The following is a 25,739-nucleotide window of genomic DNA, read 5'->3' on the forward strand; positions in this document are numbered from 1 at the left end:
TGTAGGAAGATCACCGTTTAAATAACACACTGTTATTAAACGATAACTACTAGCGAATGGCAAGGGCTAAATCGCGAGAGATAGTCTAGAGGAAGCCGCTAGCAAATCTGTGAGCTGATGAACAAAAACATCATATGAGGCGTAGGCTGGAGACGAGCTAGCACAAGATAGCGAAGTCATGTGATCTAACGGCCACCGTAAATGATGCAGTTGTGCAGAGAAAGTCGATGCACCTTATTCGGGGAGATCTGATAAACACGCATCCGCGCTAACGCTTGGAGATTACCAGTTAGGGACTGGTTGTTCAACCCTTGGCGCTTTGGTTGCTGCGACCTACAGCGAGCGAAATAGCAGTAAACAAGCGTTAGTTTCGACGCGCTTTATCGAGTAATCGCTAGAGTGATTTATCAGAAGTCAGCAGACGGCATAGTAGCCAAACGCCCATCGTAATGGAGGGGACACGGTGAAGGCCTGAACATCTTAACCAGAGGAGATACTACAAATGAACTTGAATTCACATAGATCACCGTGTTGTGATAGTGATGAACAGCGTTCGACTGTGAATAATACCTCGAATGAATACAACCAAACAGATCGTGACCTGATGGCAAGGGTACTGAGCAACCACAATATTGGTGCAGCATGGCAACATGTTAAGCGCAATAAAGGGGCTGCGGGTATTGATAATATGAGTATTGAGGAATTTAATCACTTCGCTAAGTTACATTGGCTGGGTATTAAACAACAATTACTTAGCGGCACTTATCAACCCTTGCCAGTCAAACGCGTGATGATACCCAAACCCGATGGCGGTGAGCGAATGCTTGGATCCCTTCTGTTATCGACAGAGTGATCCAACAAGCTATTGCTCAAGTGATTAGCCCTTACTTTGAGCCTCTATTTTCACCACATAGTTATGGTTATCGCCCTCATAAAAGAGCCAGCCAAGCAGTAAATCATGTTCAATCTTGTGTTAAACAAGGTTATAAAACAGCAGTTGATATTGACTTGTCTAAGTTCTTTGATGAAGTAAACCATGACATGCTGATGAATCGTGTTGGTCGTAAAGTCAAAGACAAAGCACTCATGCGCCTACTTGGTAAATACCTCCGAGCGGGGATCGCAGAGCGCGAAACGGGTCTGTGGTTTGAGTCAACCAAAGGAGTCCCTCAAGGTGGGCCATTATCCCCTTTACTTTCCAATATTTTACTCGATGAATTAGATAAGAAGCTAACCTACAAACACCTTAAGTTTGCACGTTACGCTGATGACATAATCATTTTAGTAAAAACGAAAAGCGAAGGACTCATAATCCAACGGGAAATTACTGCGTTTATCACTCAGCGATTAAAACTCAAAGTGAATGAATCGAAAAGTCGAGTCGGTCCCGTATCAGGCTCGAAATTTCTCGGGTTCACATTCCGTTACGCTCAAGTGCAGATCCACGAACAGGCGCTAAAGAAATTTAAAGCAAATGTAAGAGAACTCACTAACCGCAACTGGGGGATCTCAATGACCCTACAAATTCATAAACTCACGCAGTATTTACGCGGCTGGGGACACTACTACCTAATAGCCAACGCTTATCAACTAACAGTGGATTTAGATCATTGGATCCGTCGTAGGATAAGAATGTGCTACTGGCGGCAATGGCGTAAACCTCGCACCAAAGTACGCAGTTTAATGAAATTGGGTGTTAGCGAGCGACTCGCCATAGCCTGTGGTATCACCAGTAAAGGCCCTTGTAGAAGCTCAAAAACAAAAGGAATTAACATTGCGCTAGGTAATGACTATTTAGCATCACAAGGTTTAGTGTCATTGAAAGATATTTGGATCAATATTCATTACGGGAGATGAACCGCCCATTGCGGACCCGCATGATGGGTGGTGTGGGGGCTGGAGGTTAGAGACCTCCGGCTACCCGATTGTAGCCCAAATTCACTTACTTCAAAAACAAGTTTTGATGCAATATGGGTATCTTTTAATAATCGGCGTTCTAACCAAATTACAAACTGGTCGTTGTGCGCACTTGAAGGCGTAACATTTAAACCAAAAAACTTTTCTGAAAGATTTCGGCTTTTTATTTTCTCAAGTGATGAGTCAATAATTAGCCTGTCGATTTCTATAGCCATATCAAGTTTTTCGGCCATGGCTAAAAATGAGGCTGTAGGTAGCATTTGATTATCTTCGGTTTTAAATCGTACCTGAATCTCAGCATACGCTTTAATATTTTTGCCCAAAGGCATAATATTTTGCATTACTAAATGCACACGTTTTGCTTCAATTACTTCATTTATAACTTTGCGCCAATTTTGATTACCAAATCCAGCACTTACATTATTAATTAAATCGCTTTCGCGCTGTACATGCCAAGCGTTTGCATGTTTTGATTGCGCCATACTCATGGCGTTATCTACTACCGAAAGTAACTCACCAAGTGGTTTTGCTTTTTCGTAACCCACAATACCAGTATTAGCTACTGAGCTGAGCTCTTGGGTTTGTTGATACTGAGTAAAGCGAGATTGTAAGTTTTCACCAAAACGTTCGGCTTCTTTTAGCGGTATATTAGGTAATACAGCTACAAAATCAGAACTATTAAGTCTAAATACTTGGCTGCCAGTGTAGGTGCCACTAATGTGCTTAATAATATCAGCCACACCTTTAATGTATTCATCACCTTTTTGATAACCGCGGGTTTGGTTAATAGATTGCAGTTCACTACACCTAATTAAAGCGAGTGTACCAAAAGTGCTTTTTTCGCTGTTTTCTATATTTTTTTCATAATACTCAACAAACATATTCCGATTGCCTAAATCGGTTACACCATCTTTATAGGCTTGGTGTTTTATTGTGAGTGCTGCGTTTTGCAGATCTTCATTTTTACTTTTCAAAAAGTGCGATAAACGATTAAAGCTAGGAACTAAGCTCTTTCCTTGGCTTTTGAGCCTGCTTGTATCAAGGCTGACTTCTAGGTCATGATCTAACTGGTTTTGATTTATATAAACATCAATAACATCAGCCACGTCCATACTAATTCTTTTATTTACTCTATGAGAAAGGGTCTTCATTAACGCCATAGGAATAAGGACTAAAAAAGTACTAACAAGCACAATAATAAAAAACGCGCTTTGTAATAAGTGTGCAAAACGTTGCACATTAAGTGTAAATTCTACTTTTATATCAGTATTACTACCGCTTACAAACTGGGGACGTACCGAGTTAAAATTTGTTTGTACAAATTCGGCAATAAAAGGCAGTGCAGGGGAATGCGTTACTTTAAATACTTCAGCTCCTTGATTGTCTCTGAGGATGAAGTTTGCAAAAGTATCGTTATTAGTAATAGCGCGTTTAAAATTGTTTGTTGATATATCAGATAAAGTTAAACCATCTATATAATTTTGGACTGTAGCTTGTGCATTTTTTTGCGCTTCGTTAACTGTGTAATTAAAGCTAATAGCTATAAAATAACTACCAACGGCAACACATGCTAACCAAGAGAGTATTTGTATTAATATGAGTTTTTTAAAGCCTGCCATTTTTTCAATCTTTTAATTGTCAGAAAGGGAAGGAATCAAATCCTTGATTTATAAACTAATCGTAACACGAAAATTGAGTGAATATACTTTAGTTATTAATCAGAAAGGGTAGTAGATATTAAGGGGAATGTCTATGGAATTATTAGCAATTGGCTCCCCCTCCCCGACTCGAACGGGGGACCTGCGGATTAACAGTCCGTCGCTCTAACCAACTGAGCTAAGGGGGAACTAAAGTAGTGCTATTTTATGATTTGGCTCCCCCTCCCCGACTCGAACGGGGGACCTGCGGATTAACAGTCCGTCGCTCTAACCAACTGAGCTAAGGGGGAACTACTATCATAAACATAAACTTGGCTCCCCCTCCCCGACTCGAACGGGGGACCTGCGGATTAACAGTCCGTCGCTCTAACCAACTGAGCTAAGGGGGAATCGTTTATGGTTGAAAAACTTGGCTCCCCCTCCCCGACTCGAACGGGGGACCTGCGGATTAACAGTCCGTCGCTCTAACCAACTGAGCTAAGGGGGAAGCGTCTTGCCTTTCAACGGGGCGAAATATTAATGATCCAGCCGCAAAGTGTCAACACATAAAAGATCATAAATACAAAAAAGAACTCTATTCGTTGTTTTTGTGTTCGATCTGCACGTTTTATAGCACAAATGCCAAAATTAAAGCGCGTCATTTTTATGAAAAAGTACTTTTGTTTTTAAAAATTATTAAATTAAAGGGCGTATTTACTTAATTTAAAATATAAAAAACAGCCATTACACCTAAAAATAGCGCTCAATATTACAAAAACATTACCGTAAAGAGCTTACACAGGCAGAGTGGTTTTTAAAATTTAACGCTTAAAATCGATTTAATACTTAAATTCCATAAAAAACGAATACGGCAAAAACTAAAAATATCTTTATTTAATTACTTATTAGTTAATAATTAGCCAATCGCAAAGGTTTGTACAAAAACAACACAATCAATAGCTTAAATAATTTTATTTACACCTTTAGGTTGCTCAATAAGGTGGTGATTGCAGCTAACAGCAAGCTTTACATTAAAGCCCAAGAAAGTTTTCATATTGGTAACGTGGATAAGTTTAATACGGCATTTTATTTGATCCGCTGTAACCCCTTTATAAATGCGGCTTTGAATGAGTTATCCACGGTTTCTGTGGATAACTCTGTTTATTAAACTTTATGAACTTCAGTACCCCCAGTATTTTAGGGGGCTGCAACGATTTCAAGTCTTTAAGAATGTTTTTTTAAATCATTAAAAAACAGTGTGTTACGAATTGATGCTGAAAGCGACTCTAACGATAAGTAAAACTTTTCGTGACGATAAAGTAAAAAAATATGTTGTGTGATAATGCACCATTTATGAAGCGTTAAATGTTATAAAAGTAATTTAAATGATCTATATTTGTTTTTTGGCGCTCTCAAGGTGAATTTATACGCTAAGGCTTGAAAACAAAGCTTTACTCCTTAGTTAGGTATTTAGCCCTCTATACTCAATAAAGCATGGCTTGAATTGCCCAGATGCTTTAAAATGTTTAGCTCAGTAAAAAGAGGCCAACTTATTCTATGCGCGTAATTTCAGAAAAACATACTCGCCCTGATTTACTCAATGATCCTATCTCGCCAACACTAAAAAAAATGACCATTCCAATGATATTTGGCTTGGTGTCGTTGATGATGTTTAACATTGTTGATACGTTTTTTATTAGCTTATTAGGAACAGAGCCATTAGCAGCCGTGAGCTTTACATTTCCGGTTACTTTTATGGTAATAAGCTTAGCCATTGGTTTGGGCATAGGCACTTCTGCGGTTATTGCAAAAGCCTTGGGCAGCCACAAAGTAAATGAAGCGCGTTTTGATGCCAGTATTTCTTTATTGGTGGCTGTGATTTTGGTACTTATATTATCTTTTTTTGGTTATGTGTTTATTGACCCTATATTTACTTTACTAGGGGCTGGTGAAAACGTATTACCGCTAATACATCAGTATATGAATGTATGGTTTTTAGGCAGCGTGTGTTTAATAACACCTATGATTGGCAACTCGGTATTACGTGCCAGCGGCGACACCAAAACGCCTAGCTTTGTGATGGGCGGGGCAGGGCTAATAAATGCCATTTGCGATCCTATACTTATTTTTGGCTTTGGACCTATTCCGGCATTAGGTATTGAAGGCGCTGCTATTTCCAGTGTTATTGCCTGGTCAGTAGCGGTAGTGGTTATTTTATATATATTACTAAAAAAACGTTTATTGAGTTTAAAAGCAGGTAAACAAACGGTTATTGGCTCTATTAGTAAAATATTAAAAATTGGTTTGCCTGCGGCAGGGGCAAATATGCTTACGCCAGTTGCAATGGCAGTAATGACCGCATTAGTGGCTCACCATGGACCCGAAGCGGTTGCTGCATTTGGGGTAGGGAGTAAAATAGAATCTATTGCCAGCTTGTTAGTATTGGCGCTTTCGATGACATTACCGCCATTTATAAGCCAAAACTTTGGTGCTAGTAAATTATCCAGAGTGAAAGACGCCTACACCGGCACCTTAAAATTTGTAATGGTTTGGCAGTTTATTATTTATATATTACTAATTGCTAGTGCAGGCGTGTTAAGCCAGTTATTTGGCAAAGAACAAGCCGTTATTGATGTTATAAAACTATTTATTTACACCATTCCATTAAGTTACGGCTTGCAAGGGGTGATCATATTATCAAACTCATCGTTTAATGCTTTACATAAACCGATGAACGCATTGTTTTTAAGTATTATTCGTTTATTTATTTTTTATTTACCCTTTGCGTATATAGGCAACGAACTTGCTGGCTTATTGGGGTTATTTATTGGCGCTGCTGTGGGTAACTTGTTTACCGCTTTGGTGGCCTATAAATGGTTTATGAAAGAGCTTGAAACATTAAGTAACCAATCGTTACAGGAGTGCAGTCATTGAGCGATCATTTTCAACTAAAGTCACACTTTAAGCCTGCGGGAGATCAGCCCACCGCGATTGCGCAGTTATGCGAAGGGCTTGAGGCCGGGCTTGCTCATCAAACCTTGCTAGGTGCTACCGGCACAGGTAAAACCTTTACCATGGCTAACATTATTAACGACTTAAACCGTCCAACGATAATAATGGCACATAACAAAACCTTAGCCGCGCAACTTTACGGGGAAATGAAAGAGTTTTTTCCTAAAAACGCAGTTGAATATTTTGTTTCTTATTACGATTATTACCAGCCAGAAGCCTATGTGGTTTCTAGTGATACGTTTATAGAAAAAGACGCATCTATTAACGAACACATTGAGCAAATGCGCTTAAGTGCTACAAAGGCACTGCTTGAGCGCCGCGATACTATAATTGTAGCCTCAGTGTCGGCCATTTATGGTTTGGGCGATCCAAAATCATACATGAAAATGATGCTACTTTTAAAAGTGGGCGAAAAAGTGGATCAGCGCGATATGCTACGCCGCTTAGCCGAAATACAATATACCCGTAATGATGTAGACTTTAGCCGCGGCACGTACCGAGTACGTGGCGAAGTGGTTGATATATTTCCTGCAGAATCAAGCACATTTGCGATACGTGTAGAAATGTTTGATGACGAAATAGAACGCTTAAGTATTTTTGACCCCCTCACAGGCGCAATTGAAAAACACATAGTGCGCACCACTATTTACCCTAAAACACACTATGTAACCCCGCGTGAAAAAATTCTTGGTGCTATCGAAAAAATACAAGAAGAGCTAAAAGATCGCCGAGCACAGCTATTAAGTGCCAATAAATTGGTAGAAGAGCAGCGCGTAACACAGCGTACGCAGTACGACATTGAAATGATGCGCGAGCTTGGCTATTGCTCGGGCATAGAAAACTACAGCCGTTACTTATCGGGGCGTACACCGGGCGATCCGCCGCCAACTTTACTTGACTATTTACCCGACGATGCATTAATGATTATTGATGAATCGCATGTAACAGTGTCGCAAATTGGCGCTATGTACAAAGGCGACAGAAGCCGCAAAGAAAACCTGGTTGAATATGGTTTTAGAATGCCATCGGCTATGGATAACCGCCCACTGCGCTTTGAAGAATTTGAAGCTATTTCGCCACAAACAATTTATGTGTCGGCAACCCCAGGCGATTTTGAATTAGATCGCTGCGTAGGCGCAATTGCAGAGCAAGTAATTCGACCAACAGGACTGCTTGATCCACTTATTGAAGTGCGCCCAGTGGGGGACCAGGTTGACGACTTGCTTTCAGAAATTTATAAAAGTGTTGAGAAAGGTGAGCGGGTACTGGTTACCACGCTAACCAAACGTATGTCGGAGGATTTAACCGACTACTTAAGTGAGCACAATGTAAAAGTGCGCTACCTTCACTCAGATATAGACACCGTAGAGCGAGTCGAAATTATTCGCGATTTACGCGCTGGAGTATTTGATGTGTTAGTAGGCATTAACTTACTGCGTGAAGGCCTCGATATGCCAGAAGTAGCACTGGTGGCAATTCTTGATGCCGATAAAGAAGGCTTTTTACGCTCAGCGCGCTCTATTATTCAAACCGTAGGCCGCGCCGCACGTCATTTAGAAGGGCGCGCAATTTTATACGGTGATCGAATTACAAAATCGATGGCTAAGGCGATGGACGAAACCGCACGTAGGCGCGAAATTCAGCATGCTTATAATATTGAACACGGTATTGAACCACATTCGTTAGCCAAAAAGATTCTAGATTCGATGGACGTAGGCGAAGAAGCAGGGCCAAAAGATAACCTTAGACTCATTCGTAAAGAGTCTAAAAAAGTCCTTAGTGCTAAAGAAATCACAGTGCAAATTAAGCAACTCGACAGTAAAATGCACGCTTACGCCAGTGATCTAGAATTTGAAAAAGCAGCCTCAGTGCGTGATGAAATACACGAACTCCAACAACAGTTGATAAATTAACTATGACCCCTAATTTTACTCCACTTATTGACGCATTAGCCGATGCCCCTTTATTAAAAAATGAGCTGTGCCGCGTGTTTCATGGCCGCGGCCATAGCGTAGAAGCGCTAAGCCATATTAACTTAGACTTTTACCCACCTAGTTTGTTTTTAGTGTCTTATGATGAAATAGATGAGCCAACGCTGAGCGAACTAACCAGTGTGCTGTGGCAATGGGCGCAGCAACATCACCCTGAGCTTATTACTGCGCTTGTGTATCAGCAGCGCGCGGGTGTACAAAGCCAAAATACTCTGGTTTATGGGCAATTGCCTAGCCAACATGTGGTAAAAGAAAACGGTATTGGCTTTTTAGTTGATTTAACCAGCCGCCAAAATACTGGAATATTTCCTGATATGCGCAGCGGCCGTGAGTTTGTGCAAGCAAACAGTAAACAGGCAAAAGTACTTAACTTATTTTCGTATACCTGTGGGTTTTCGCTGGCGGCAATGCAAGGCGGAGCCGATCATGTAATGAACATGGATATGAGCAAAGGCGTGCTTAGGGTGGGTAAACAAAATCATCAGCTCAATGGCTTTAATAAAGGGGTGAGCTTTTTACCGCATGATATTTTAAAGTCGTTTGGTAAATTAAAAAAAGCAGCGCCGTTTGCTCTCATTATTGTTGATCCGCCAAGCTTTCAAAAAGGCAGCTTTATTTTAACGAAAGACTATCAAAAAGTACTGCGCAGATTACCTGAGCTATTAAGCGATACAACCCAGCTATTACTTTGCGCTAACAGCCCAGAGCTTAGTGAAGAGGCTTTTAAAGCCTTAATTACAGAGCACACAGAGGGCGCTATTGAGTTTGTTGAACGGTTAGCTGCTACAGAGCGTTTTATTGAAGTAGATCGTGACAGAAGCTTAAAAGCGCTTGTTTATAAAACATCGCAAACAGTAGCCTAATTTAAATTATGACTCTTAATTAATAACCAGTTTTTAGTTATTAGTTACCAGTAAAAAATGAGCCGTGGCGCAATGTTTATAATACATGCGCCATTTTTATTACTAAGGCGCTATTTACCTAAAGTAGTGTTTATGGGGGTAATAGGTAATTTTACTTTTAAGGCAGGCATTCCTGCACCCGATCATCACAAACGCAGAGCTTAATTAATTAAATATTAGCCACTTAGAATTGCACATAAATGTGATCTAATATTGCCGCTAATAACGTAAATAGCTACAGACAATACATTGCCATGTGCGAACTAATTTATGCCAAATAAAAACAGCCACCGTATACCTCTCGTCAATAATAAAAAATGGCAATACAGTTACGAGCAGCCAATTTCGTTTGCCCCTTTGGTGCAATTAAAGAATAATAATTGGGTTGTTCCACAGCATTTTTTACGCTACCAACACACACTTGAAAGTGTTAATACAGTGCTTGAAAATATCGACTTTTCGGCGCACTTTAGAGTGGTTGCTGCCCAGCAAAATGAACAGCTTTACTTACAAGTGGCAGTGCTTAGCCCAGACAACTATTCAAATAATTCAAACTGCGAGAAAAATAGCGCAGCTAACAAAAATCACACTCGCGCAAAAAAATTATTATTTGGCAGGCGCTGGCTAGTAGAAAAAAACCTACCAACCTCAGAGCTTATTCAAACTGCGTTTTTAGCACTTAAAATAGCACGAGAGCACGAAGTGCGAGAGCTGCTGCAATTAACGCATAAAGGGGCAACAAGTACGCCATTTAATAACCATCACGACTTGTCATTAATGGCGCAAAACCCTGAGTTGGTAAGTAATAGCACTGATCAAGCGAGCGCTCAATCGATAGCTAAACGGCTGATATTTGCCGGTATGAGCATAGTAATTAAAAACCATCAAGTAATAACCAGTAAACAGCACTTATATACGCTTGAGCTTAATTGTAGTGATTGCCAATTAAATGAGTTTAATAATAAAACCATGGCATTTTTAATAACCGATACGTCGGCAAATAGCTTTTTACATGGCTTTATTACAGCGCTTGTAGCCATTAGTAACGAGTATGTAAGCGAGCACTTTAAATATAAAAATTTTGCACGCTTTAGCAAACAGGTAATGGCCGAGCAAATAGGGGAGTTAAGTGTAGCTATACGTTCGCCAGACGCGCTAGGCTTGTGCTCTATGGGCAAGCAGCACGCTAATCAATTAAACTTTGAAATAGACAGCACCCGAGCACCACAGGGCTGTGGTCAGGTTATTGGTGGTTTTTTAGCTGCCCACGGTATTGAGCAGCCAGAAAACGCCCATTTATATGAAAATTATTTATAGTTTATTTATTTCTTGTTTTACGTCAAAGCTTGAATCGGTAACTATGGTTTCAAGGGTTTGCACACGCTCTTTTAATGCTTGAACTTGCGCATTTACTTCAGCAAGGTGCTTATTAGCATCGCTATTATTATTTTGCATACGGTGTTTAAATTCTAAATGTTTTTTGTACATATCGTATATAACTCCAGAGCCAACAGATATAAGTACAATTAATACAATCATGGTAGTGCCCGACATAACCGCTTCCTGTTAATTACTTTGGTTAAAGTATAACCGTAATACATTTACGATAAAGCGCCTAATTGTAACTTTATTTTTCTAAATGTTGATTGCCGGTGTGCTGGTAGTTTATACATTGGCTATATTGTGTAATGATTAAGCAAAGAGTTTGCCCCTTTTATTAACTAATTAAGTGAGCTGCTATGTTAAATAATAAAATTCCTCCACTTGTTGTTGTGCTTTTTTTTGCATTAATAATGGCCTTAATTGCACATTATAGTGTGATTGATTTTAGTGCCTTTATTTTATATTTAACGGTGAGTTTAGTAACTATAGGCTGCGTATTTTGTATTGCCGGATTGGTTAGTTTTCGTTTGGCTAACACCACAGTAAACCCAAGTAAACCAGAGCAAGCGACAAGTTTAGTTACCAGTGGCGTTTATAGGTTTTCTCGTAACCCTATGTATGTGGGTTTTGTATTTATACTACTAGGGTGGGGTATTTGGTTAAGCTCGTTATGGGCACTTTTGTGTGTGGCGGGTTTTATTGCCTACTTAACACTGTTTCAAATTATTCCTGAAGAGCGGGCGCTTACTCAGCTCTTTGGTGAGGATTACATCCAATACAAAAACAAAGTAAAACGCTGGCTATAAACAAGCACCCATAAAAAAGGCTATCGATGATAGCCTTAATAAATTGTTTATTCGTATTCTAGCGGGTCGGTTAAGTTATTGACCTCAAATGCTTCTAAGCGCTCTTGGCATGCTCCACATTTACCACAGGCTTTTTCACGGCCGTTATAACAGGTCCATGTTTGGCTGTAATCTAAGCCCATTGCAATACCATCGGTTAAAATATCAATTTTTGTATTGTTTAAATACGGGCTAAAAATTTCTACGGCATCGTAGTTGGCAATGCGGCACACATCATCCATTTTTTGCACAAATTCAGGACGACAATCAGGGTAAATCGCATGATCCCCAGAGTGGGCACCATAATAAACCTGGCTCGCTTTAAGCGACACTGCATAACCTACCGCTAAAGACAGTAAAATCATATTACGGTTTGGCACTATTGTGCTTTTCATGCTGTCTTCTTCGTAATGGCCTTCTGGCACGTCAATATCATCAGTTAAAGATGAGCCGCCAATAATTTGATTAATAGCCGAAATATCAACAATTTTGTGTGGCACATTTAATTGCTTACATACCTGGGCTGCCACCTTAAGTTCTTTTACATGACGCTGACCATAGTCAAACGATAAGGCATAAACATCATGTCCTTGTTGCAGGGCCTTATTTAATACGGTAAATGAATCCATACCGCCGGAATAAATAACTACTACTTTTTGCGTCATATCTGGTTTTGCTCTTTAGTTTTAATAGAGGTTTATATCAGGGCACGATATACTACATGCCCACGGCATAAATAACAATTTTTGCGCTGCGCTATTTAGTCCTTAATGGTAGCAATTTTGCTGCTTGATCGTAAGTGAGTTCTCTTTTGTACAAAATAAATGAAGTGTTTGAAACCATCCAAGGTGAAGCTAGTTATACTGGTACACCGTCTATATTTTTGCGTTTGCAAGGTTGCCCAGTAGGGTGCTCTTGGTGCGATACAAAACAAACATGGGATGTTGATAATGTGTACAAAGTGTCGCTTGACGAAACAGTAGAAAAAAAAGCCGATTCAGATCATTGGGCACAAGCCAGCGCAGCAAACATATTAGCGTTATTTCAATCACGTGGTTATACCGCAAAGCATGTGGTGATCACAGGTGGCGAGCCTTGCATGTACGACTTAAACCCAGTGTGTAATTTATTGCACGAAAACGGCTTCAGTACGCAAATAGAAACCAGCGGCACCTTTGAAATACTTGCCCCAGCGCAAACTTGGGTTACTGTATCGCCAAAAATTAATATGCGCGGCGGTTTTGAGGTACTTACAACCGCCATGCAGCGCGCCAACGAAATTAAACACCCCGTTGCCATGCAAAAGCATGTAGAGGAGCTAGAAGAGCTGTTTGTTAAAACGGGTGTTAACCCTAAATTGGTTTATTTACAGCCTATTAGCCAAAAAGAGTCAGCAACTAAACTGGCTATTAAAACCTGTATTGCTAAAAACTGGCGCTTATCAATTCAAGTGCATAAGTATTTAGGGATTAACTAATAATTAAGCCGGGTTTTAAGTGATTAGCTTTGAGCTAATACCAGCTCGGCGTTAATTTATATTACGTAGGTCGGATAAGCGAAGCGCCATCCGACACCCTTAATTACATCTACCCTAAAGCTTACTTCGCTAATACTAATAACTAGTTTACTATGCGCCACCCAAATTACTTACCCTTTAATAACTAGGCCAATATGTCCGCAAATGCTTTATACACAGATCTCTCTGGTTACTATGACTTAATGTGCGCTGATATAGATTATCAAGCTCAAAGCCATTTTATTAAACGGTTACACCAAATTTTTGGTAATGGCGCAAATACACACCTAGATTTAGCGTGTGGCACAGGCCCGCATGTACGGCATTTTATTAATTTTGGCTATACAAGCAGTGGCCTCGACATTAATCAACCTATGCTAGATAGAGCCGCTATTCGCTGCCCAGAAGCACAATTTACATTGCAAAATATGAGCGAGTTTACCGTAGCGCAGCAGCAAAATTTAATTACCTGTTTTTTGTATTCAATTCACTACTGTGATGGCATTGAAAAATTAAAAGCATGTATCATCAGCGTACATAACGCACTAAAAGCCGGTGGCATGTTGTGTTTTAACGCAGTTGATAAAAATACTATAAATAACGATTCATTTGTAAAACATACAGCAACTAGTGAAAATAGTTTATTTACCTTCAGCTCTGGCTGGCATTACAGTGGCACGGGCGAAAAACAGTCGCTAAAACTGCGTATTGAAAAAACCACAAGCGATGAAACATTCATCTGGAATGATGAACACCCCATGGTGGCGCTTAGCTTCACCGAGCTAAAAGCAGTTTTGCAGCCTTATTTCGAAATCCATATATTTGAGCATAACTATGAGCAAATAACCCCGTGGAATGGTAATTCGGGCAATGCTATTTTTGCTTGCGTAAAAATTTAAGACAAACGACGTAGGTTGGGTAGAGCGTAGCGAAACCCAACGAATACCCACCCCCTAATAAACCCGCATTATATATTTGAAAACGTAGGTCGGATAAGCGAAGCGCCATCCGACACAGCAAAATATCTTGCCAATTATTATCAGCATTTAGCGTTGTCGTACGATTGGAGATCATTCGTTAATTAATCGTGATGTCTGAAGTCAAGATTTGACCCCCTTGTCTCGACCCCCTTGTCTCTTTGTCTCTACAGGCGGCATTTTTTCACACGGCCCTTGCCGAGCAGTGGCAATTTGCGCCGGTATTTTATCTAATGACATAGTATTAACTTATCAATGGCTTTATCTTATAGTATAAAAATTCTACTCTATCGGCAGTAACATAGCTGGCGAAAAACAGTTGCCGCTAAAACACAAAAGCAGGAAAACTATGAAAACACTGTTAATTGTTGCCCATGCGCCCTCTAAAAATACCCAGTTAATGGTTAATGCTGTTTTGACAGGGGCACAGCATCCAGAAATTGAGCAAGTACAAGCCCGCTGGGTATCACCATTAAACGCCACACCTGAAGATGTATTAGCTTGCGATGCGATAATTATGGGCACGACGGAAAACCTCGGTTATATGAGTGGCGCATTGAAAGATTTTTTTGACCGTTGTTATTACCCTTGCCTAGATGTAAAACAGGGTTTGCCTTGTGCATTATTTGTTCGTGCTGGTAACGATGGTACTGGTACTTGCCGAGCAGTTGAATCAATTTGTAGTGGCTTGCGTTGGCACTGGGCTCATCCACCATTAGTGTGTCGTGGCGACTGGCAACCAGCGTTTCTTGAGCAATGCGAAGCGTTAGGTATGACCATAGCAGCTGGGCTTGATGTGGGGATTTATTAACGAACCAAAACACAGGGTAAGCCGCGTGCTCTACCCAGGCTGAGTATACTTACCCGGGCCAATATGCTAAGGTTTAAATTAAAATAATTGTAGGAGAAACAAAATGTTAGCAGAATCAGAATATACGATGAATAACTTGTTTGCGCAATTAGGATTAGACAGTTCGGATGACGCCATTAATGAGTTTATCGAAAAAAATCAATTAGCAGCAGGCGAATCATTAAAAGAATCTAAGATTTGGAATGATAGCCAACGCACGTTTCTCCAAGAGGAATGGGATAAAAACAGCATGTGGACTCAAGTCATCGATGATTTAAATTTACTTTTGTCAAACGTCGCTGAGTAAATAAATTTGCAGTAATTATCAGATAATAGATATGTCGATCTTAGGCGTAGCGAATGTAGAACAAAAACCATAGAAAGCCGTAGGGGTCAAATCTTGACTTCAGACATTATCATCATTGAGCGTTTGATAGTCACTGTGAGTTTACCTTTAGATGAAAAGTATAATTTAATCAACACCCACAAAAAAGCGTTGCCCTTGAGCAACGCTTTTTTAAGTCTAATTTCTAACAGCGAGTAACTTACTCTGCCGCTAACTTATTCTGCTGCGAGATAATCCAACACTACCTGATGGTGATCTTTGGTTTTAAACTTATCGAACAGGTGTTTAATTTTGCCGTCTTGACCGATTAAAAATGTCAGGCGGTGTATGCCGTCGTATTCTTTGCCCATAAATTTTTTGTAGCCCCAAATTCCAAATGCATCTGCAATGGCGTGATCTTCATCTGAGAGTAAATCGAAGTTAAGTTCTTTTTTAGTTTCGAAATTTTTAAGGCGTTTAATTGGATCTGGGCTTATGCCTACTACGCGGGTGTTAAATTTTGCCAGTTCTGCTTGCTGGTCGCGTAGGTTTTCGGCTTGTACGGTACAGCCTGGTGTTGACGCTCTAGGGTAAAAATAAACCAGTACTTGTTGCTGTTTTAACAACTCGCTTAAGGTGATTGTTTCGTCGTTTTGGTTTTGTAAGCTAAAAGCGGGGGCGTTGTCGCCGGCTTGTAATGGGCTGATTTTGTTCATGCTTGCTCCTTAATTTAACGAATACGTCTAAATATATAGTCTACGTTGAGAAGGTGAGAAAGTTTTTCAAAACTAATTTTAAATTGGTCTACATCTACTTCAACAGGAATATTAAACTCTAGTTCACAGCGCATTCTCATTACTGCTTCTTCGTCATCATAAGTGTCTGACTTTAGTGAGCAAATAATAATATTGTTGTCTGCAAAAAAGCGCGTAACTTTACTCAAAGTGCCGGGTGTGTCGGTGCCTGTGTACTCTAATGTGTAACCGGCGCGAAACGCTCCTTGGTTATGACTTGCTGTGCGCTTCATCATAGTGAGCAAACCCAGTTCCATCGCTTTGGTAGGCAGGGTGTGTTCTATGCGGCTAATAGCCGACATGTCACCGCTAAGTAGCATGATAAATGTAAATTCGTTACCTAAAATAGCAATGCGGCTATCTATTATATTACAGTGGCAATCGCTTACTAGCTGAGTTAACTCACTAACTATGCCAGACCTGTCTTCGCCAATAGCTGTTAAAACAATTTGATGATTTGAGTGTGCAGTCATGGGTTTAAATACCTAAGTTACTTGAATTACAACAGCGCAGTTGGCAACACAAAAAGTAAACACATAAAGTTGCGTGGCGGCGAAGTTTAACACAAAAACGTGTTTAAACTACACAGGCTGCTAATTTAGCAGTTTAAAAGTACAGTGTTTCTTGTTTTTACAAGCATGGGAAAGTACCATAGCCCAAATGTGTCTATTTGTTGCTTACTTTTGTTAACAGAGGTGAGTATTAAGCAACCAGGCAACCAAATTATAACTGTAAAGTTAATATTGATTTTACACTGAACCAAATCGGCATTACCCACTCATATACTTGTTAAAACAATTAAAGGGTATGCTAAGGAGAAATATCTGTGCAGTATTGGATCCCAAAAGCACTAACAGTAAGTGTATTGGTAAGTTTATCAGGATGTAGTGTATTTACTAATGATGCACATGACGAGCGTAATTATCGCGCTCATGAAGCAGTAAAAGTGCCTGCATCGTTATCACAACCCGCTCAAGATCCAACATATAAAATGGATGTAGGCCAATATAGTAATAATCCAGATGCTACAAATTACCGTCCGCCTGCTCAAGTACTTACAGTAGCAAAGGGTAGTTGGGTTGAAGAAACAGATAAAAACGCCCGTGTTTATTTTGATAAAAACGATGGTATTGATGACCTAGATGAGTTTATTTGGGAGTCTATTAATGCGGTTTTAGCCGACAATAACACGCAAGCGACTAAAGCAGACAAGCTACTAGGCATTATAGAAACAGATTGGTACGCTATTATTAAGCCAGAAGAAAGCTGGTTATGGAATAGCAACGAAAGTGTTGATTTAGAACGCTTTAAATTTACAATTGAAGAAAAGTCGCATCAGCGTACGGCTTCATTAAGTGCTGAACTTATTGACTTTAAAGGTGATGAGCCTTTAAGTGATTTATTTAAGCAACAGTTAGAAGTGCGTGCACTTAACCAAGTTATTAGCGAGTTTGATTATCGTTATCGTCAACTTGAAGTTGATATGCGCAAACGCCAAGGTATTATTTCTTTAGAAATGGGCTTTGATAACAAAGGTAATGCAGCACTTGTAACTGAGCAGTCGTATGAAGCTGTATTTGACCGTTTTTCAGGGTTTTTAGAGCGCTTGTCGTTCACTATTGTTGAAATTAACCCAGATACAGGCTTAATTACGGCAGATTATAAAAAACCAGAGTCAAGTGTATGGGATTCTATTTGGGGTGACGAAGTAACCCAATTACCTATTGATGAAGGTCAATATCAAATATTAGTAAGTAAAACCAAACAAGGCGGCACTAGTCTGACCTGGATGGATGAACAAGGCGATACGCTTGAGCCAGGTACTATGAATGGTTTACAGCAAGCATTAGTGGCTGCACTCATTCAGCGCGGTATTAATATTTAATAATAATAAGTTTTTACCACAAAAAGAGCACTTTGCTCTTTTTGTGGTTTTTATAGGTTAAAAATATGTCTCAGTTACCCACTTCGTCGCAATATAATATGCGCACTTGGCTTACCTTTTTAGTTCCTTCGCTAATTGGTTTGTTTTTATTTATGACACCAATCCCTATTGCTGATGGTATGACCATTCCCATTGCATTAATGGCTAAAGCAATTAAAGAGGGAATTAGCTCTGTTATGATTGAGCTGCTTACATTCATTATTTGTGTAACGGGTGTGCTTTCGCTATTAGCTAAAGTTGTTAAGCCTAGCTTTATTAAAAAGTCTTTTATACTAAAACACTTATTTGATGTTAACTGGCTTTGGCTAGGTATTCGCTTACTGGGTATGCTGTTTATTGTTTTGACCTTTATTAGTCAAACCGGCGCAGACGTGAGCTCGGCGCTTCCTGCGTTTTTATTACCGGTATTTAATGCTATTACCTCGGCAGATACGGGCGGCTTGGTTTTAAACGATTTATTGCCTATTTTGTTTTCGGTATTTGTTTTAGCGGGGTTATTACTGCCGCTGTTATTAAATTTTGGTTTGTTAGAGCTAGTGGGCACCTTGTTTACTAAACTTATGCGTCCGTTATTTGGTGTGCCGGGGCGCAGTGCTGTTGACTGTGCGGCGTCGTGGTTAGGTGATGGCAGCGTAGGTATTTTAATGACTGCGCGTCAGTACGAAGAAAAACATTACACTGAGCGTGAAGCGGCCATAATTGGTACTACGTTTTCGGCAGTTTCGATTACCTTTAGCTTAGTGGTTATTGAACAAGTGGGCTTAGAGAGTCACTTTGCACCGTTTTATTTAACAGTGTGTTTAGCCGGTGTGGTTGCTGCGATTATTGTGCCGCGCTTACCGCCGTTACGCTTCAAAAAAGATAGCTTTATAGATGGCAGTAAACGCGATGAGCATGCTGAGTCTGTACCAAGTGGTAAAACCTTGTTTGGGCATTCTTTAGATGTTGCGTTAGCTAAAGCGCATAGATCGCCAGGGTTTAAAGGCACGTTAAAAGAAGGCTTACACAATGCATTTGATATGGTGTTTGCTGTATTACCTGTCGTAATGGCGGTAGGTACATTTGCGTTAATTATTGCCACATATACCCCTGTTTTTCAGTATTTAGGTATGCCGTTTATTCCATTTTTAGAGCTGCTACGAATACCAGAAGCTGAGCTTGCTTCACAAACGATTATGGTTGGTTTTGCTGATATGTTTATTCCTTCAATATTAGCAGCGGGCACAATTGAGAGCGACGTAACCCGTTTTATTATTGCGGCAATGAGTGTAACGCAACTTATTTATATGTCGGAAGTGGGTGCACTTTTACTAGGCAGTAAAATACCGGTTAATATTTTTGAATTGTTTATTATTTTTATTCTTAGAACCTTAATCACTTTACCAGTTATTGCCTTAATGGCGCACTGGTTAGTTGGTTAGTTGGTTATAAAGATTAAGCAGTAAAAAGCCCTGATATTCAGGGCTTTTTTGTATCTGTAGAGTTAGTTTTATCGGGCTTTGTTTTTTTAAAGGGTAAATTTGCCGAGTGCTTTAGCAGTGCAAGATTACCAATAATAATAGCAAATACAATGATAACAATAACAACCATGTGCCAAGTTTGCATAGCAACGTCCGTTAATTATAAGCAAAGTATAAGTGTGAGCGTTTTAGTTTAAAACAGCAATAAAGTGACTTAAAAAATGGTGCTAATGCTGTATTTAAAAGCGTTTTGCTACCGATAGAGTTAAAAAATTTAGCCCGGGGTTGGGATCTTTAAAGCCCGCATTAGAGTAATGAATAATTCTTAGCGCCACGTTGGTTTCGCCAAAATCAGCAACTAAGCCAATTCTGTCTTCAAACTGATAGTGAGTGCTAATGTTTTTACCCGCAAAATAGGTTTCATCAACCAATGAAATACCAATACCCGCTTCTACATATATGGGGGTATTGTTAATGCTAAATGCTGGGAACAACAGCACAGGCGACATGGCAAGCACTACATTAGACTGTGTTTTATCGCCATGGTTATATTGCCAAAGGTTTACACTGGTTTCGAAATAAAAGCGCGTATCGCCAAGTAAAGACTGCAACCCTGTAGGATAATATTGATGGGCTAGTTTAAAGCCATTTACGCCACCTTCTCCCTTGAGCAGATCAATTGCGTAGCCGTGCTGCGATTGTGCGAATGCGTGTTGACTCGTGAATAATAAAACAAATATAAATAATGATAAAAATGACGTTTTCATAGGTGTCAGTGCTGTACCTGAGTTAAATAGTGACTAAATAGTAAGGGCGCAACATGGGTGTTTTCAATGGGACAAAAATACGCTTGTATATAGGGTGTTAACCGAGGTTGATTAACTAATTGAATTTATTTACTTTGTTTTATTGGTGCTAAATGGGCATTAATAAGTTGCTTATTTAAGTCTATTTAAAGGTGTAATTATCGCGTAAATTAGCGTCATCTTAATCACACAGACAATAATTTATTATGAAGTTTTTAAAACTGTTTCTCGTTGTAGCTGTATTCTTTAGCGGCTCACTTTTTGCTCAAACGCAACAATCTCCACAACAACTCCTTAAAAGCGTAGCCGATACTTTATTTGCCGATATAGCCCAAGTTAATGCCAAAGGCGATGCAAGTAAAGAAGACATGTTTAACATTGTTGAGCAGCGCTTAATGCCGCATATTGATATAAAATTTGTAGCATTTAAATTATTAGGCAAACATATAAAGGGCATTGAGCGCGAGCAAGCAGTTAATTTTATTGATGCAGTAGAGCATTATTTAACAGGCACTTATGCCGGTGCTTTAATGAAGTACACTGGTCAAAAAGTAGTTTTTGAGCAAGATAACGCTTTGAGCGACTCACAGTACGCTACGGTTAAAACCCAGATAATACAAGCAAATGCGCCTACTATAGATTTACATTTTAAATTGCGCTTAGGGAAAGATGAACAATGGAAAGTATACGACATAGTTGCAGAAGGCATTTCATTGCTCAGCGCCAAGCAAAAAGAAATTATACAACGTATTTCTGATGTAGGTATAGAGAGCGTTATTAGCGAATTAAAAAGCAACTAATAGTAGATTATGTGACCCTGATTAAGTCCAGCTCCAACCAAATAAGCAGCCAACTAGTTATGTAGTTGGCTGCTTTTTTATTTTATAAGTATTGCGTTACTTTGCGCTAGCGTGGCGATCAAGGTGTGCTAGAATATCGGCTCGTCGATTAAGCGTGGTGTCAGCTAAAAGCTGCTATAACTGACCACTGTCCCAAGCTACACTGGAGTTGTGTTGTTTTAATGGAAAATGTACTGATTTGGCCAAAGGAATACCCATTACTTATCAAAGGACTTGTAGAACAAAATGGTGCCTTTATTTTAGATGCTTTAGAAGCTTGGCCTGCCTGTCGTTCTACCCATGAAGATGATGGAGTATGTACTACTGTTTTACCGCCCATATTTTATTTAGCGTGGTTTACTCCGCTGGAGCCTTTTGAAGAGTGTTATTTTCAACATATTTGCGAGTATGACGAAAGTGCACAAACGTATATAAGCGCGGTAAAAGAACATTATTTTGATAACGAATATACCCCCGAAAGCTTAGTACTTATGCTTTGCCAACGGCTCGAAAAATACGCGAATGTATCGGCGCAAAATGAGATTGATACACCGCAGTCGTTATTTAGTTTATTTTTTGCTAAACGCTACTTTACTCTAATTGAGCATGCGTTAAATAATCGCAGTAAATTATCGGCGGTTGACACGCTAGCTCTGTGGCAAGAAGTTGATTTTAGAGAGCGTTTGAGTGCTTATATTCCAGGTTCAATTGCCGATCTTGAGCATTTAACTGAACTGGCAAGTGAAAAAGTGGCTAAAGGCAAAGACTACTTTACTTTACTCACTCAAGTATCGCCGGATGTAGATTCTGTGGTACTACTTGAAAAAGCTTTGCTTGCTCATTTAAATAAAAAAACCGCTAAGCAAATGATGGCCATGCGCTTTATTGAGCAAGGCGCAACAGGTACGCTTGCCGATGAGCACAATAAAACAGCCTTTATGTGGGCTGCTGAAAAAGGCTACGTAAATGTAGTTGAAACCCTGCTGAGCCAACAAGATAAAAAAGCAGTTGATGATAAGGGGAATACTGCCTTGCATTATGCTGTGCTCTCTAAAAACGAATCGCTTATGGTATTGCTGCTAAAGGCGGGGTATGACTTTAGAGTGCGTAATAACGAAGGGCTTAGCTGTTATCGCTTAGCGGTGAGCATAAAAGCGAGTAACTTAGTAAAGTGCCTTGAGCGCGACTTTGGTATTAAAGAGTTGTCGCCTGAAGGGCAGTTTGATCGCATTAAAAAAGTGCATGCGCTGCATGCTCTGGTTACTTTATTATTGCCGGTGCAATTGTTTTTCTTTTTTGATGAAACAATAACCATAAAAAGCGAATTAACATTAACTCTAACTATGATTGCGGCGGTGTGTTTCTTTTTTGCGGCTACTTTAAAGCGCTGCGCGCTGTACCCGCACATTAAACACCCGTGGGGATTATTTGTATTAAGAGGCTTTTCTTTAGTTAGCCTAGTAGGGCAGTTAGGTTTAGCCGCTATTGTAACCCTTGCCGCATTAAGTTCTTTAGTTTAAATATTTACAAGTTTATCTTTCGAGGTTAAATTTGCAGCAATGTGTTTGGCCGTTAGGCATGGCAGAGCCTATGTAGTGTGGCTGTTCCCCATAAATAGGCGATAACGATGCATAAATAAAAAACGCGCTAATTAGCGCGTTTTTTGTGTTTAAATTATAATTTAATCTGTTTTTTCGTGCTCGTGCGCTGCTTTTTCTTCGGCGAGATCGTCTTTTAATTTACGAATTTTTAAGCCAAGTTCTTGCCCACGATGCCTAGCATAGTAGGTACAGCCAATAAACATAGCAGAGGCAAATAGTAGCTCTAACAATACCCATACCAGCTCATCTTGCGCTACCCAAAGCAATGTAAGGCCATGAATAAAGTAAAGCATAACAATAAAGTTTGCCCATGCATACGTATACGCTTTGTCTTGAATTATGCCTTTAAGAGGAAATAATAATGGCAGTATGTACACGGCAAAAATAAAGCCATTGCTGTGGCCTTCTCTCGGTGCAAATACAAACATCCATAACGGCATTAAAATTAATAAACCGACATAACCAAAAATCGCGGTACGTTGAAATTTAATAGTAATTGGCTTTTTAGCTGGAATTTCAGCTGTTTTCATTGAAGTTTTCTCGCAATTTGAGTGAGGCGTTTGCCAACACTTTGGCATATTTTAATTTCGTCTTTACTTAATTCAGTACTATTACTACTACCAGCAACATGTGTTGCACCATAGGGCGTGCCACCGGTTTGTGTTGCCAGCAATTCGGGTACATCGTAAGGTACACCGAGTAACATCATGCCATGGTGCAGTAACGGTAGCGATAAGTTCAGTAATGTGGCTTCGTTGCCGCCATGCATACTGCTTGACGACGAAAAAACACAGGCTGGCTTGTCAATTAATTGCCCTTTTAACCATAATTCGCTGGTGGTTTCCCAAAACATTTTTGCTTGAGAGGCCATCATACCAAAGCGAGTAGGTGTGCCAAAGGCAAGGCCATCACAGTTTATTAAATCGTCTTTAGTGATAATAATGTCGTGTGGGTTTTTAGCAACAAAAGTGCGCAGCAAAGCGCTGGCCCCTTGTTGCTCTATAGACTCGGCAATTTCATGGGCCATAGCTTCAACTGAGCCATGGCTTGAATGGTAAAGTACCACTATGGTCGTGCTCATTATAAAACGCTTAATACGTTTTCTGGAGGGCGACCAACAGCAGCTTTATCATTGTTAACCACAATAGGGCGCTCAATTAGTTTTGGATTTTGTACCATAGCATTAATAAGTGCAGCTTCACTGGTTTCATCTTTTAAGTTTAGCGTTTTGTAAATGTCTTCTTTGGTGCGCATTAACTCGCGTGCAGATGTAAAACCCAGCTGCTTAACTAATGTAGTTAGCTGCTCGCTACTTAAAGGCGTATTTAAGTATTCAACTATACTTGGCTCAATAGCTTTGCTTTGTAATAAAGCTAGGGTCTCGCGCGATTTAGAGCAGCGCGGATTATGATAAATAGTTACAGACATAAAATGCTTCCAATAAATGAGTTGCGGCCATTTTAGGCCAAGCGCTTGTAGACTTAAAGCCTAGCAAGCTCTTTTTGTAAAAGTCGGTATTGTGTAAGTAGCGCTTTTAACCTTTGTTGTTTAACTAGCTCGTTTGGCTCAATAAAGTTGAGTGCTTTTTGTATTTCGTCGGCAGCTTTTAAATAAGCGCCGTATTGCGATAATACATCGGCATTGGCTTCGTGATAGGCGGCGAGTTTTTCTTGCTTTTTATAGGCGTCGGTTAATAGTTGCTTACCTAAGCTGTGATCTGGTTTTTCTAGTAAAAAGCTTTTTAAGATGTTTTCGGCAAGCTCGTATTGCTTTGCTTCTAGGGCTGCGTTGGCATAGTTTAGCGTAATTACCTGATTGTTAGGGCGGTAATTGTTTAATTCTGCTAAATAGGTAACGGCTTCAGCGGCCTTTTTTTGCGCTATTAATAAATCGGTATAGGTATCTATATAAAATAAGTTTTTAGGATCGCTTTTTAGTAGTTCATCTAAAATAGGCTGCGCTTCATCAAGCTTTTTTTGATCCAGCAAACTAATGCCTAAGCCATATTTTAGGGCGGCATTATTGTAGCTATTTTCGCGAATTAATTTTCTAAACAGCGATTCTGCTGCTTCTGGTTTATTGTCGTATCTTGCCAGCACGCGACTCTTTGCTAAGTTAAACTCAAGGCTCGGGTTTACTTGGCGTTTAGGGTATTGCTGCGCACGCAATCTTACATCAGACACACGGCTCTCAGGAAGCGGGTGAGTAAGTAAAAACGCAGGTGGCTTATATTTATAACGAATTTGCGCAGCGAGTTTAGTTAAAAATTCACTTGATGCACGCGGATCAAAGCCTGCATTATTAAGCGTTTGCATACCAATACGGTCGGCTTCTTGCTCTGCTGAGCGGCTATGCGTTAGTTGGCTAAATGCCGATTGTGTTTGGCTTGCTGAAATAATAGCAATACCAGCATCGGGCACGACGACAGCGGCTAAAATACCGGCAATCATTCCGGCTATAGTCATTGCGCTGTTGTCTTGTTGCTGCTGTAGGCGCCGTGCTAAATGGCGCTGGGTAACGTGGGCAATTTCATGGCCAAGTACCGATGCAAATTGACTTTCATCATCAGCTTGCGCAATTAATCCGGTGTGTACGCCAACATGGCCGCCATAAAATGCAAAGGCGTTTATTTCAGAGTTATTTAACCAAAAAAATGAAAACGGAAACCGCACATCATTGGCGCTAGCCACAAGTTTACGGCCCACTGTGGTTAAGTACTCATCAAGCACAGGGTCGTTAATTATTGGCGACGAGCCTCTAATTTGCATCATCATTACTTCGCCAATCGCTTGTTCTTTTTCGAGCGGCAGCACTTGTAAGGCTGAGGTACCTAAATCTGGCAATTTAAAGTTTGTTTGCGCCTTTAAAGGCTCACTTACTAATAGGCTAAATGTAAGCGCGGCACTACATAAAGTGATAAAGGCTGATTTTAGCTGCAT

At 40.0% G+C, this 25,739-nt stretch carries 25 protein-coding genes, 4 tRNA genes and 1 pseudogene; 15 read left to right on the top strand and 15 right to left on the bottom strand.

Translation table 11 applies throughout. The annotated features are described in order from the left end of the window. The first annotated feature begins 502 nt into the window (after positions 1–502). Together PNIG_RS20140 and PNIG_RS06025 are read left to right on the top strand one after the other, a co-directional pair. Complete coding sequence (locus PNIG_RS20140; RefSeq protein ID WP_244181028.1) at positions 503–853, top strand: reverse transcriptase family protein; 351 nt, start codon at positions 503–505, stop codon at positions 851–853. Further along, complete coding sequence (locus PNIG_RS06025; protein ID WP_244181029.1) at positions 850–1,857, top strand: reverse transcriptase domain-containing protein; 1,008 nt, start codon at positions 850–852, stop codon at positions 1,855–1,857. Before PNIG_RS20140 ends, PNIG_RS06025 begins: the two co-directional genes overlap by 4 nt. Before the next feature lie 50 nt (positions 1,858–1,907). On the opposite strand, the pseudogene PNIG_RS06030 reads toward PNIG_RS06025, so the two are convergent. The 5 genes and pseudogenes from PNIG_RS06030 to PNIG_RS06050 form a co-directional block, all read right to left on the bottom strand. Continuing rightward, positions 1,908–3,536, bottom strand: a pseudogene (locus PNIG_RS06030) (bifunctional diguanylate cyclase/phosphodiesterase); the annotation flags it as partial. A 150-nt stretch (positions 3,537–3,686) separates the two neighbouring features. Then, positions 3,687–3,763, bottom strand: a tRNA-Asn gene (locus PNIG_RS06035). Positions 3,764–3,788: 25 nt separating this feature from the next. Beyond that, positions 3,789–3,865 (bottom strand) — tRNA-Asn (locus PNIG_RS06040). Positions 3,866–3,887: 22 nt separating this feature from the next. Further along, a tRNA-Asn gene (locus PNIG_RS06045) sits at positions 3,888–3,964 on the bottom strand. Positions 3,965–3,985: 21 nt separating this feature from the next. After that, a tRNA-Asn gene (locus PNIG_RS06050) sits at positions 3,986–4,062 on the bottom strand. A 1,049-nt stretch (positions 4,063–5,111) separates the two neighbouring features. Here PNIG_RS06050 and PNIG_RS06055 point away from each other — a divergent pair. From PNIG_RS06055 to PNIG_RS06070, 4 genes are all read left to right on the top strand, one after another. Next, on the top strand, positions 5,112–6,488 hold the full coding sequence (locus PNIG_RS06055) for an MATE family efflux transporter (protein WP_011327795.1): 1,377 nt from the start codon (positions 5,112–5,114) through the stop codon (positions 6,486–6,488). After that, complete coding sequence (gene uvrB / locus PNIG_RS06060) at positions 6,485–8,479, top strand: excinuclease ABC subunit UvrB (protein WP_011327796.1); 1,995 nt, start codon at positions 6,485–6,487, stop codon at positions 8,477–8,479. The genes PNIG_RS06055 and uvrB overlap by 4 nt, the downstream gene beginning before the upstream one ends. A 2-nt stretch (positions 8,480–8,481) precedes the next feature. Beyond that, positions 8,482–9,420: a class I SAM-dependent methyltransferase gene (locus PNIG_RS06065; protein ID WP_086998148.1), complete on the top strand. Its 939-nt coding sequence runs from the start codon at positions 8,482–8,484 to the stop codon at positions 9,418–9,420. A gap of 309 nt (positions 9,421–9,729) precedes the next feature. Further along, positions 9,730–10,776, top strand: coding sequence for a hypothetical protein (locus PNIG_RS06070; RefSeq protein ID WP_089368002.1), 1,047 nt, complete (start codon positions 9,730–9,732; stop codon positions 10,774–10,776). Here PNIG_RS06070 and PNIG_RS06075 read toward each other — a convergent pair. Continuing rightward, a complete protein-coding gene (locus PNIG_RS06075; RefSeq protein WP_089368003.1) occupies positions 10,771–11,013 on the bottom strand; it encodes a hypothetical protein in 243 nt (80 codons plus the stop codon). The genes PNIG_RS06070 and PNIG_RS06075 overlap by 6 nt on opposite strands. A gap of 185 nt (positions 11,014–11,198) precedes the next feature. Between PNIG_RS06075 and PNIG_RS06080 the strand changes: the two genes are divergently transcribed. Next, complete coding sequence (locus PNIG_RS06080) at positions 11,199–11,648, top strand: methyltransferase family protein (protein WP_089368004.1); 450 nt, start codon at positions 11,199–11,201, stop codon at positions 11,646–11,648. 47 nt (positions 11,649–11,695) lie between these two features. On the opposite strand, the gene queC is transcribed toward PNIG_RS06080, so the two are convergent. Next, positions 11,696–12,352, bottom strand: coding sequence for a 7-cyano-7-deazaguanine synthase QueC (queC, locus tag PNIG_RS06085; protein ID WP_011327802.1), 657 nt, complete (start codon positions 12,350–12,352; stop codon positions 11,696–11,698). A 146-nt stretch (positions 12,353–12,498) separates the two neighbouring features. Between queC and queE the strand changes: the two genes are divergently transcribed. The 4 genes from queE (at position 12,499) to PNIG_RS06105 (ending at position 15,337) form a co-directional block, all read left to right on the top strand. Next, a complete protein-coding gene (gene queE / locus PNIG_RS06090) occupies positions 12,499–13,164 on the top strand; it encodes a 7-carboxy-7-deazaguanine synthase QueE (protein ID WP_089368005.1) in 666 nt (221 codons plus the stop codon). A gap of 194 nt (positions 13,165–13,358) precedes the next feature. Further along, complete coding sequence (locus tag PNIG_RS06095; protein WP_089368006.1) at positions 13,359–14,102, top strand: class I SAM-dependent DNA methyltransferase; 744 nt, start codon at positions 13,359–13,361, stop codon at positions 14,100–14,102. 427 nt (positions 14,103–14,529) lie between these two features. Next, a complete protein-coding gene (locus PNIG_RS06100) occupies positions 14,530–14,991 on the top strand; it encodes a flavodoxin family protein (protein WP_089368007.1) in 462 nt (153 codons plus the stop codon). A 103-nt stretch (positions 14,992–15,094) separates the two neighbouring features. Further along, positions 15,095–15,337, top strand: a complete 243-nt coding sequence (locus PNIG_RS06105; RefSeq protein ID WP_011327807.1) for a DUF2789 domain-containing protein — start codon at positions 15,095–15,097, stop codon at positions 15,335–15,337. Positions 15,338–15,591: 254 nt separating this feature from the next. Here the strand turns inward: PNIG_RS06105 and bcp are convergent, their stop codons facing one another. Continuing rightward, positions 15,592–16,071: a thioredoxin-dependent thiol peroxidase gene (bcp, locus tag PNIG_RS06110; RefSeq protein ID WP_011327808.1), complete on the bottom strand. Its 480-nt coding sequence runs from the start codon at positions 16,069–16,071 to the stop codon at positions 15,592–15,594. 14 nt (positions 16,072–16,085) lie between these two features. Beyond that, a complete protein-coding gene (locus PNIG_RS06115) occupies positions 16,086–16,622 on the bottom strand; it encodes a glycine cleavage system transcriptional repressor (RefSeq protein ID WP_011327809.1) in 537 nt (178 codons plus the stop codon). Between the two features lie 353 nt (positions 16,623–16,975). On the opposite strand from PNIG_RS06115, the gene bamC reads away from it, so the two are divergent. Further along, positions 16,976–18,034 carry an outer membrane protein assembly factor BamC gene (gene bamC, locus PNIG_RS06125; protein WP_089368008.1) on the top strand — a complete coding sequence of 353 codons (1,059 nt, stop codon included), beginning with the start codon at positions 16,976–16,978 and terminating at the stop codon, positions 18,032–18,034. A 65-nt stretch (positions 18,035–18,099) separates the two neighbouring features. After that, on the top strand, positions 18,100–19,515 hold the full coding sequence (locus PNIG_RS06130; RefSeq protein ID WP_011327812.1) for a YjiH family protein: 1,416 nt from the start codon (positions 18,100–18,102) through the stop codon (positions 19,513–19,515). A 37-nt stretch (positions 19,516–19,552) separates the two neighbouring features. Here the strand turns inward: PNIG_RS06130 and PNIG_RS06135 are convergent, their stop codons facing one another. Both PNIG_RS06135 and PNIG_RS06140 read right to left on the bottom strand, forming a co-directional pair. After that, entirely contained in the window at positions 19,553–19,699 is a 147-nt protein-coding gene (locus PNIG_RS06135) for a DUF2897 family protein (RefSeq protein WP_011327813.1), read from the bottom strand. A 94-nt stretch (positions 19,700–19,793) separates the two neighbouring features. Further along, entirely contained in the window at positions 19,794–20,321 is a 528-nt protein-coding gene (locus tag PNIG_RS06140) for an acyloxyacyl hydrolase (RefSeq protein ID WP_011327814.1), read from the bottom strand. Between the two features lie 245 nt (positions 20,322–20,566). Between PNIG_RS06140 and PNIG_RS06145 the strand changes: the two genes are divergently transcribed. Together PNIG_RS06145 and PNIG_RS06150 are read left to right on the top strand one after the other, a co-directional pair. Continuing rightward, positions 20,567–21,160 (top strand): MlaC/ttg2D family ABC transporter substrate-binding protein, encoded by a 594-nt coding sequence (locus tag PNIG_RS06145; protein ID WP_011327815.1) that lies wholly within the window; start codon positions 20,567–20,569, stop codon positions 21,158–21,160. A gap of 221 nt (positions 21,161–21,381) precedes the next feature. After that, positions 21,382–22,719 carry an ankyrin repeat domain-containing protein gene (locus tag PNIG_RS06150; RefSeq protein WP_089368009.1) on the top strand — a complete coding sequence of 446 codons (1,338 nt, stop codon included), beginning with the start codon at positions 21,382–21,384 and terminating at the stop codon, positions 22,717–22,719. Positions 22,720–22,880: 161 nt separating this feature from the next. On the opposite strand, the gene PNIG_RS06155 is transcribed toward PNIG_RS06150, so the two are convergent. The 4 genes from PNIG_RS06155 to bepA are packed head-to-tail and all read right to left on the bottom strand — an operon-like array spanning position 22,881 to position 25,739. Beyond that, positions 22,881–23,330 (bottom strand): DUF2069 domain-containing protein, encoded by a 450-nt coding sequence (locus tag PNIG_RS06155; protein WP_011327817.1) that lies wholly within the window; start codon positions 23,328–23,330, stop codon positions 22,881–22,883. Continuing rightward, entirely contained in the window at positions 23,327–23,881 is a 555-nt protein-coding gene (gene wrbA / locus PNIG_RS06160) for an NAD(P)H:quinone oxidoreductase (protein WP_011327818.1), read from the bottom strand. The genes PNIG_RS06155 and wrbA overlap by 4 nt, the downstream gene beginning before the upstream one ends. Further along, the gene (arsC, locus tag PNIG_RS06165) at positions 23,881–24,228 is read right to left on the bottom strand and encodes an arsenate reductase (glutaredoxin) (RefSeq protein ID WP_011327819.1); all 348 of its coding nucleotides are present in this window, start codon (positions 24,226–24,228) and stop codon (positions 23,881–23,883) included. The genes wrbA and arsC overlap by 1 nt, the downstream gene beginning before the upstream one ends. A gap of 53 nt (positions 24,229–24,281) precedes the next feature. Then, a complete protein-coding gene (bepA, locus tag PNIG_RS06170) occupies positions 24,282–25,739 on the bottom strand; it encodes a beta-barrel assembly-enhancing protease (protein WP_011327820.1) in 1,458 nt (485 codons plus the stop codon).

Source organism: Pseudoalteromonas nigrifaciens (assembly GCF_002221505.1).
Lineage (GTDB): Bacteria > Pseudomonadota > Gammaproteobacteria > Enterobacterales > Alteromonadaceae > Pseudoalteromonas > Pseudoalteromonas nigrifaciens.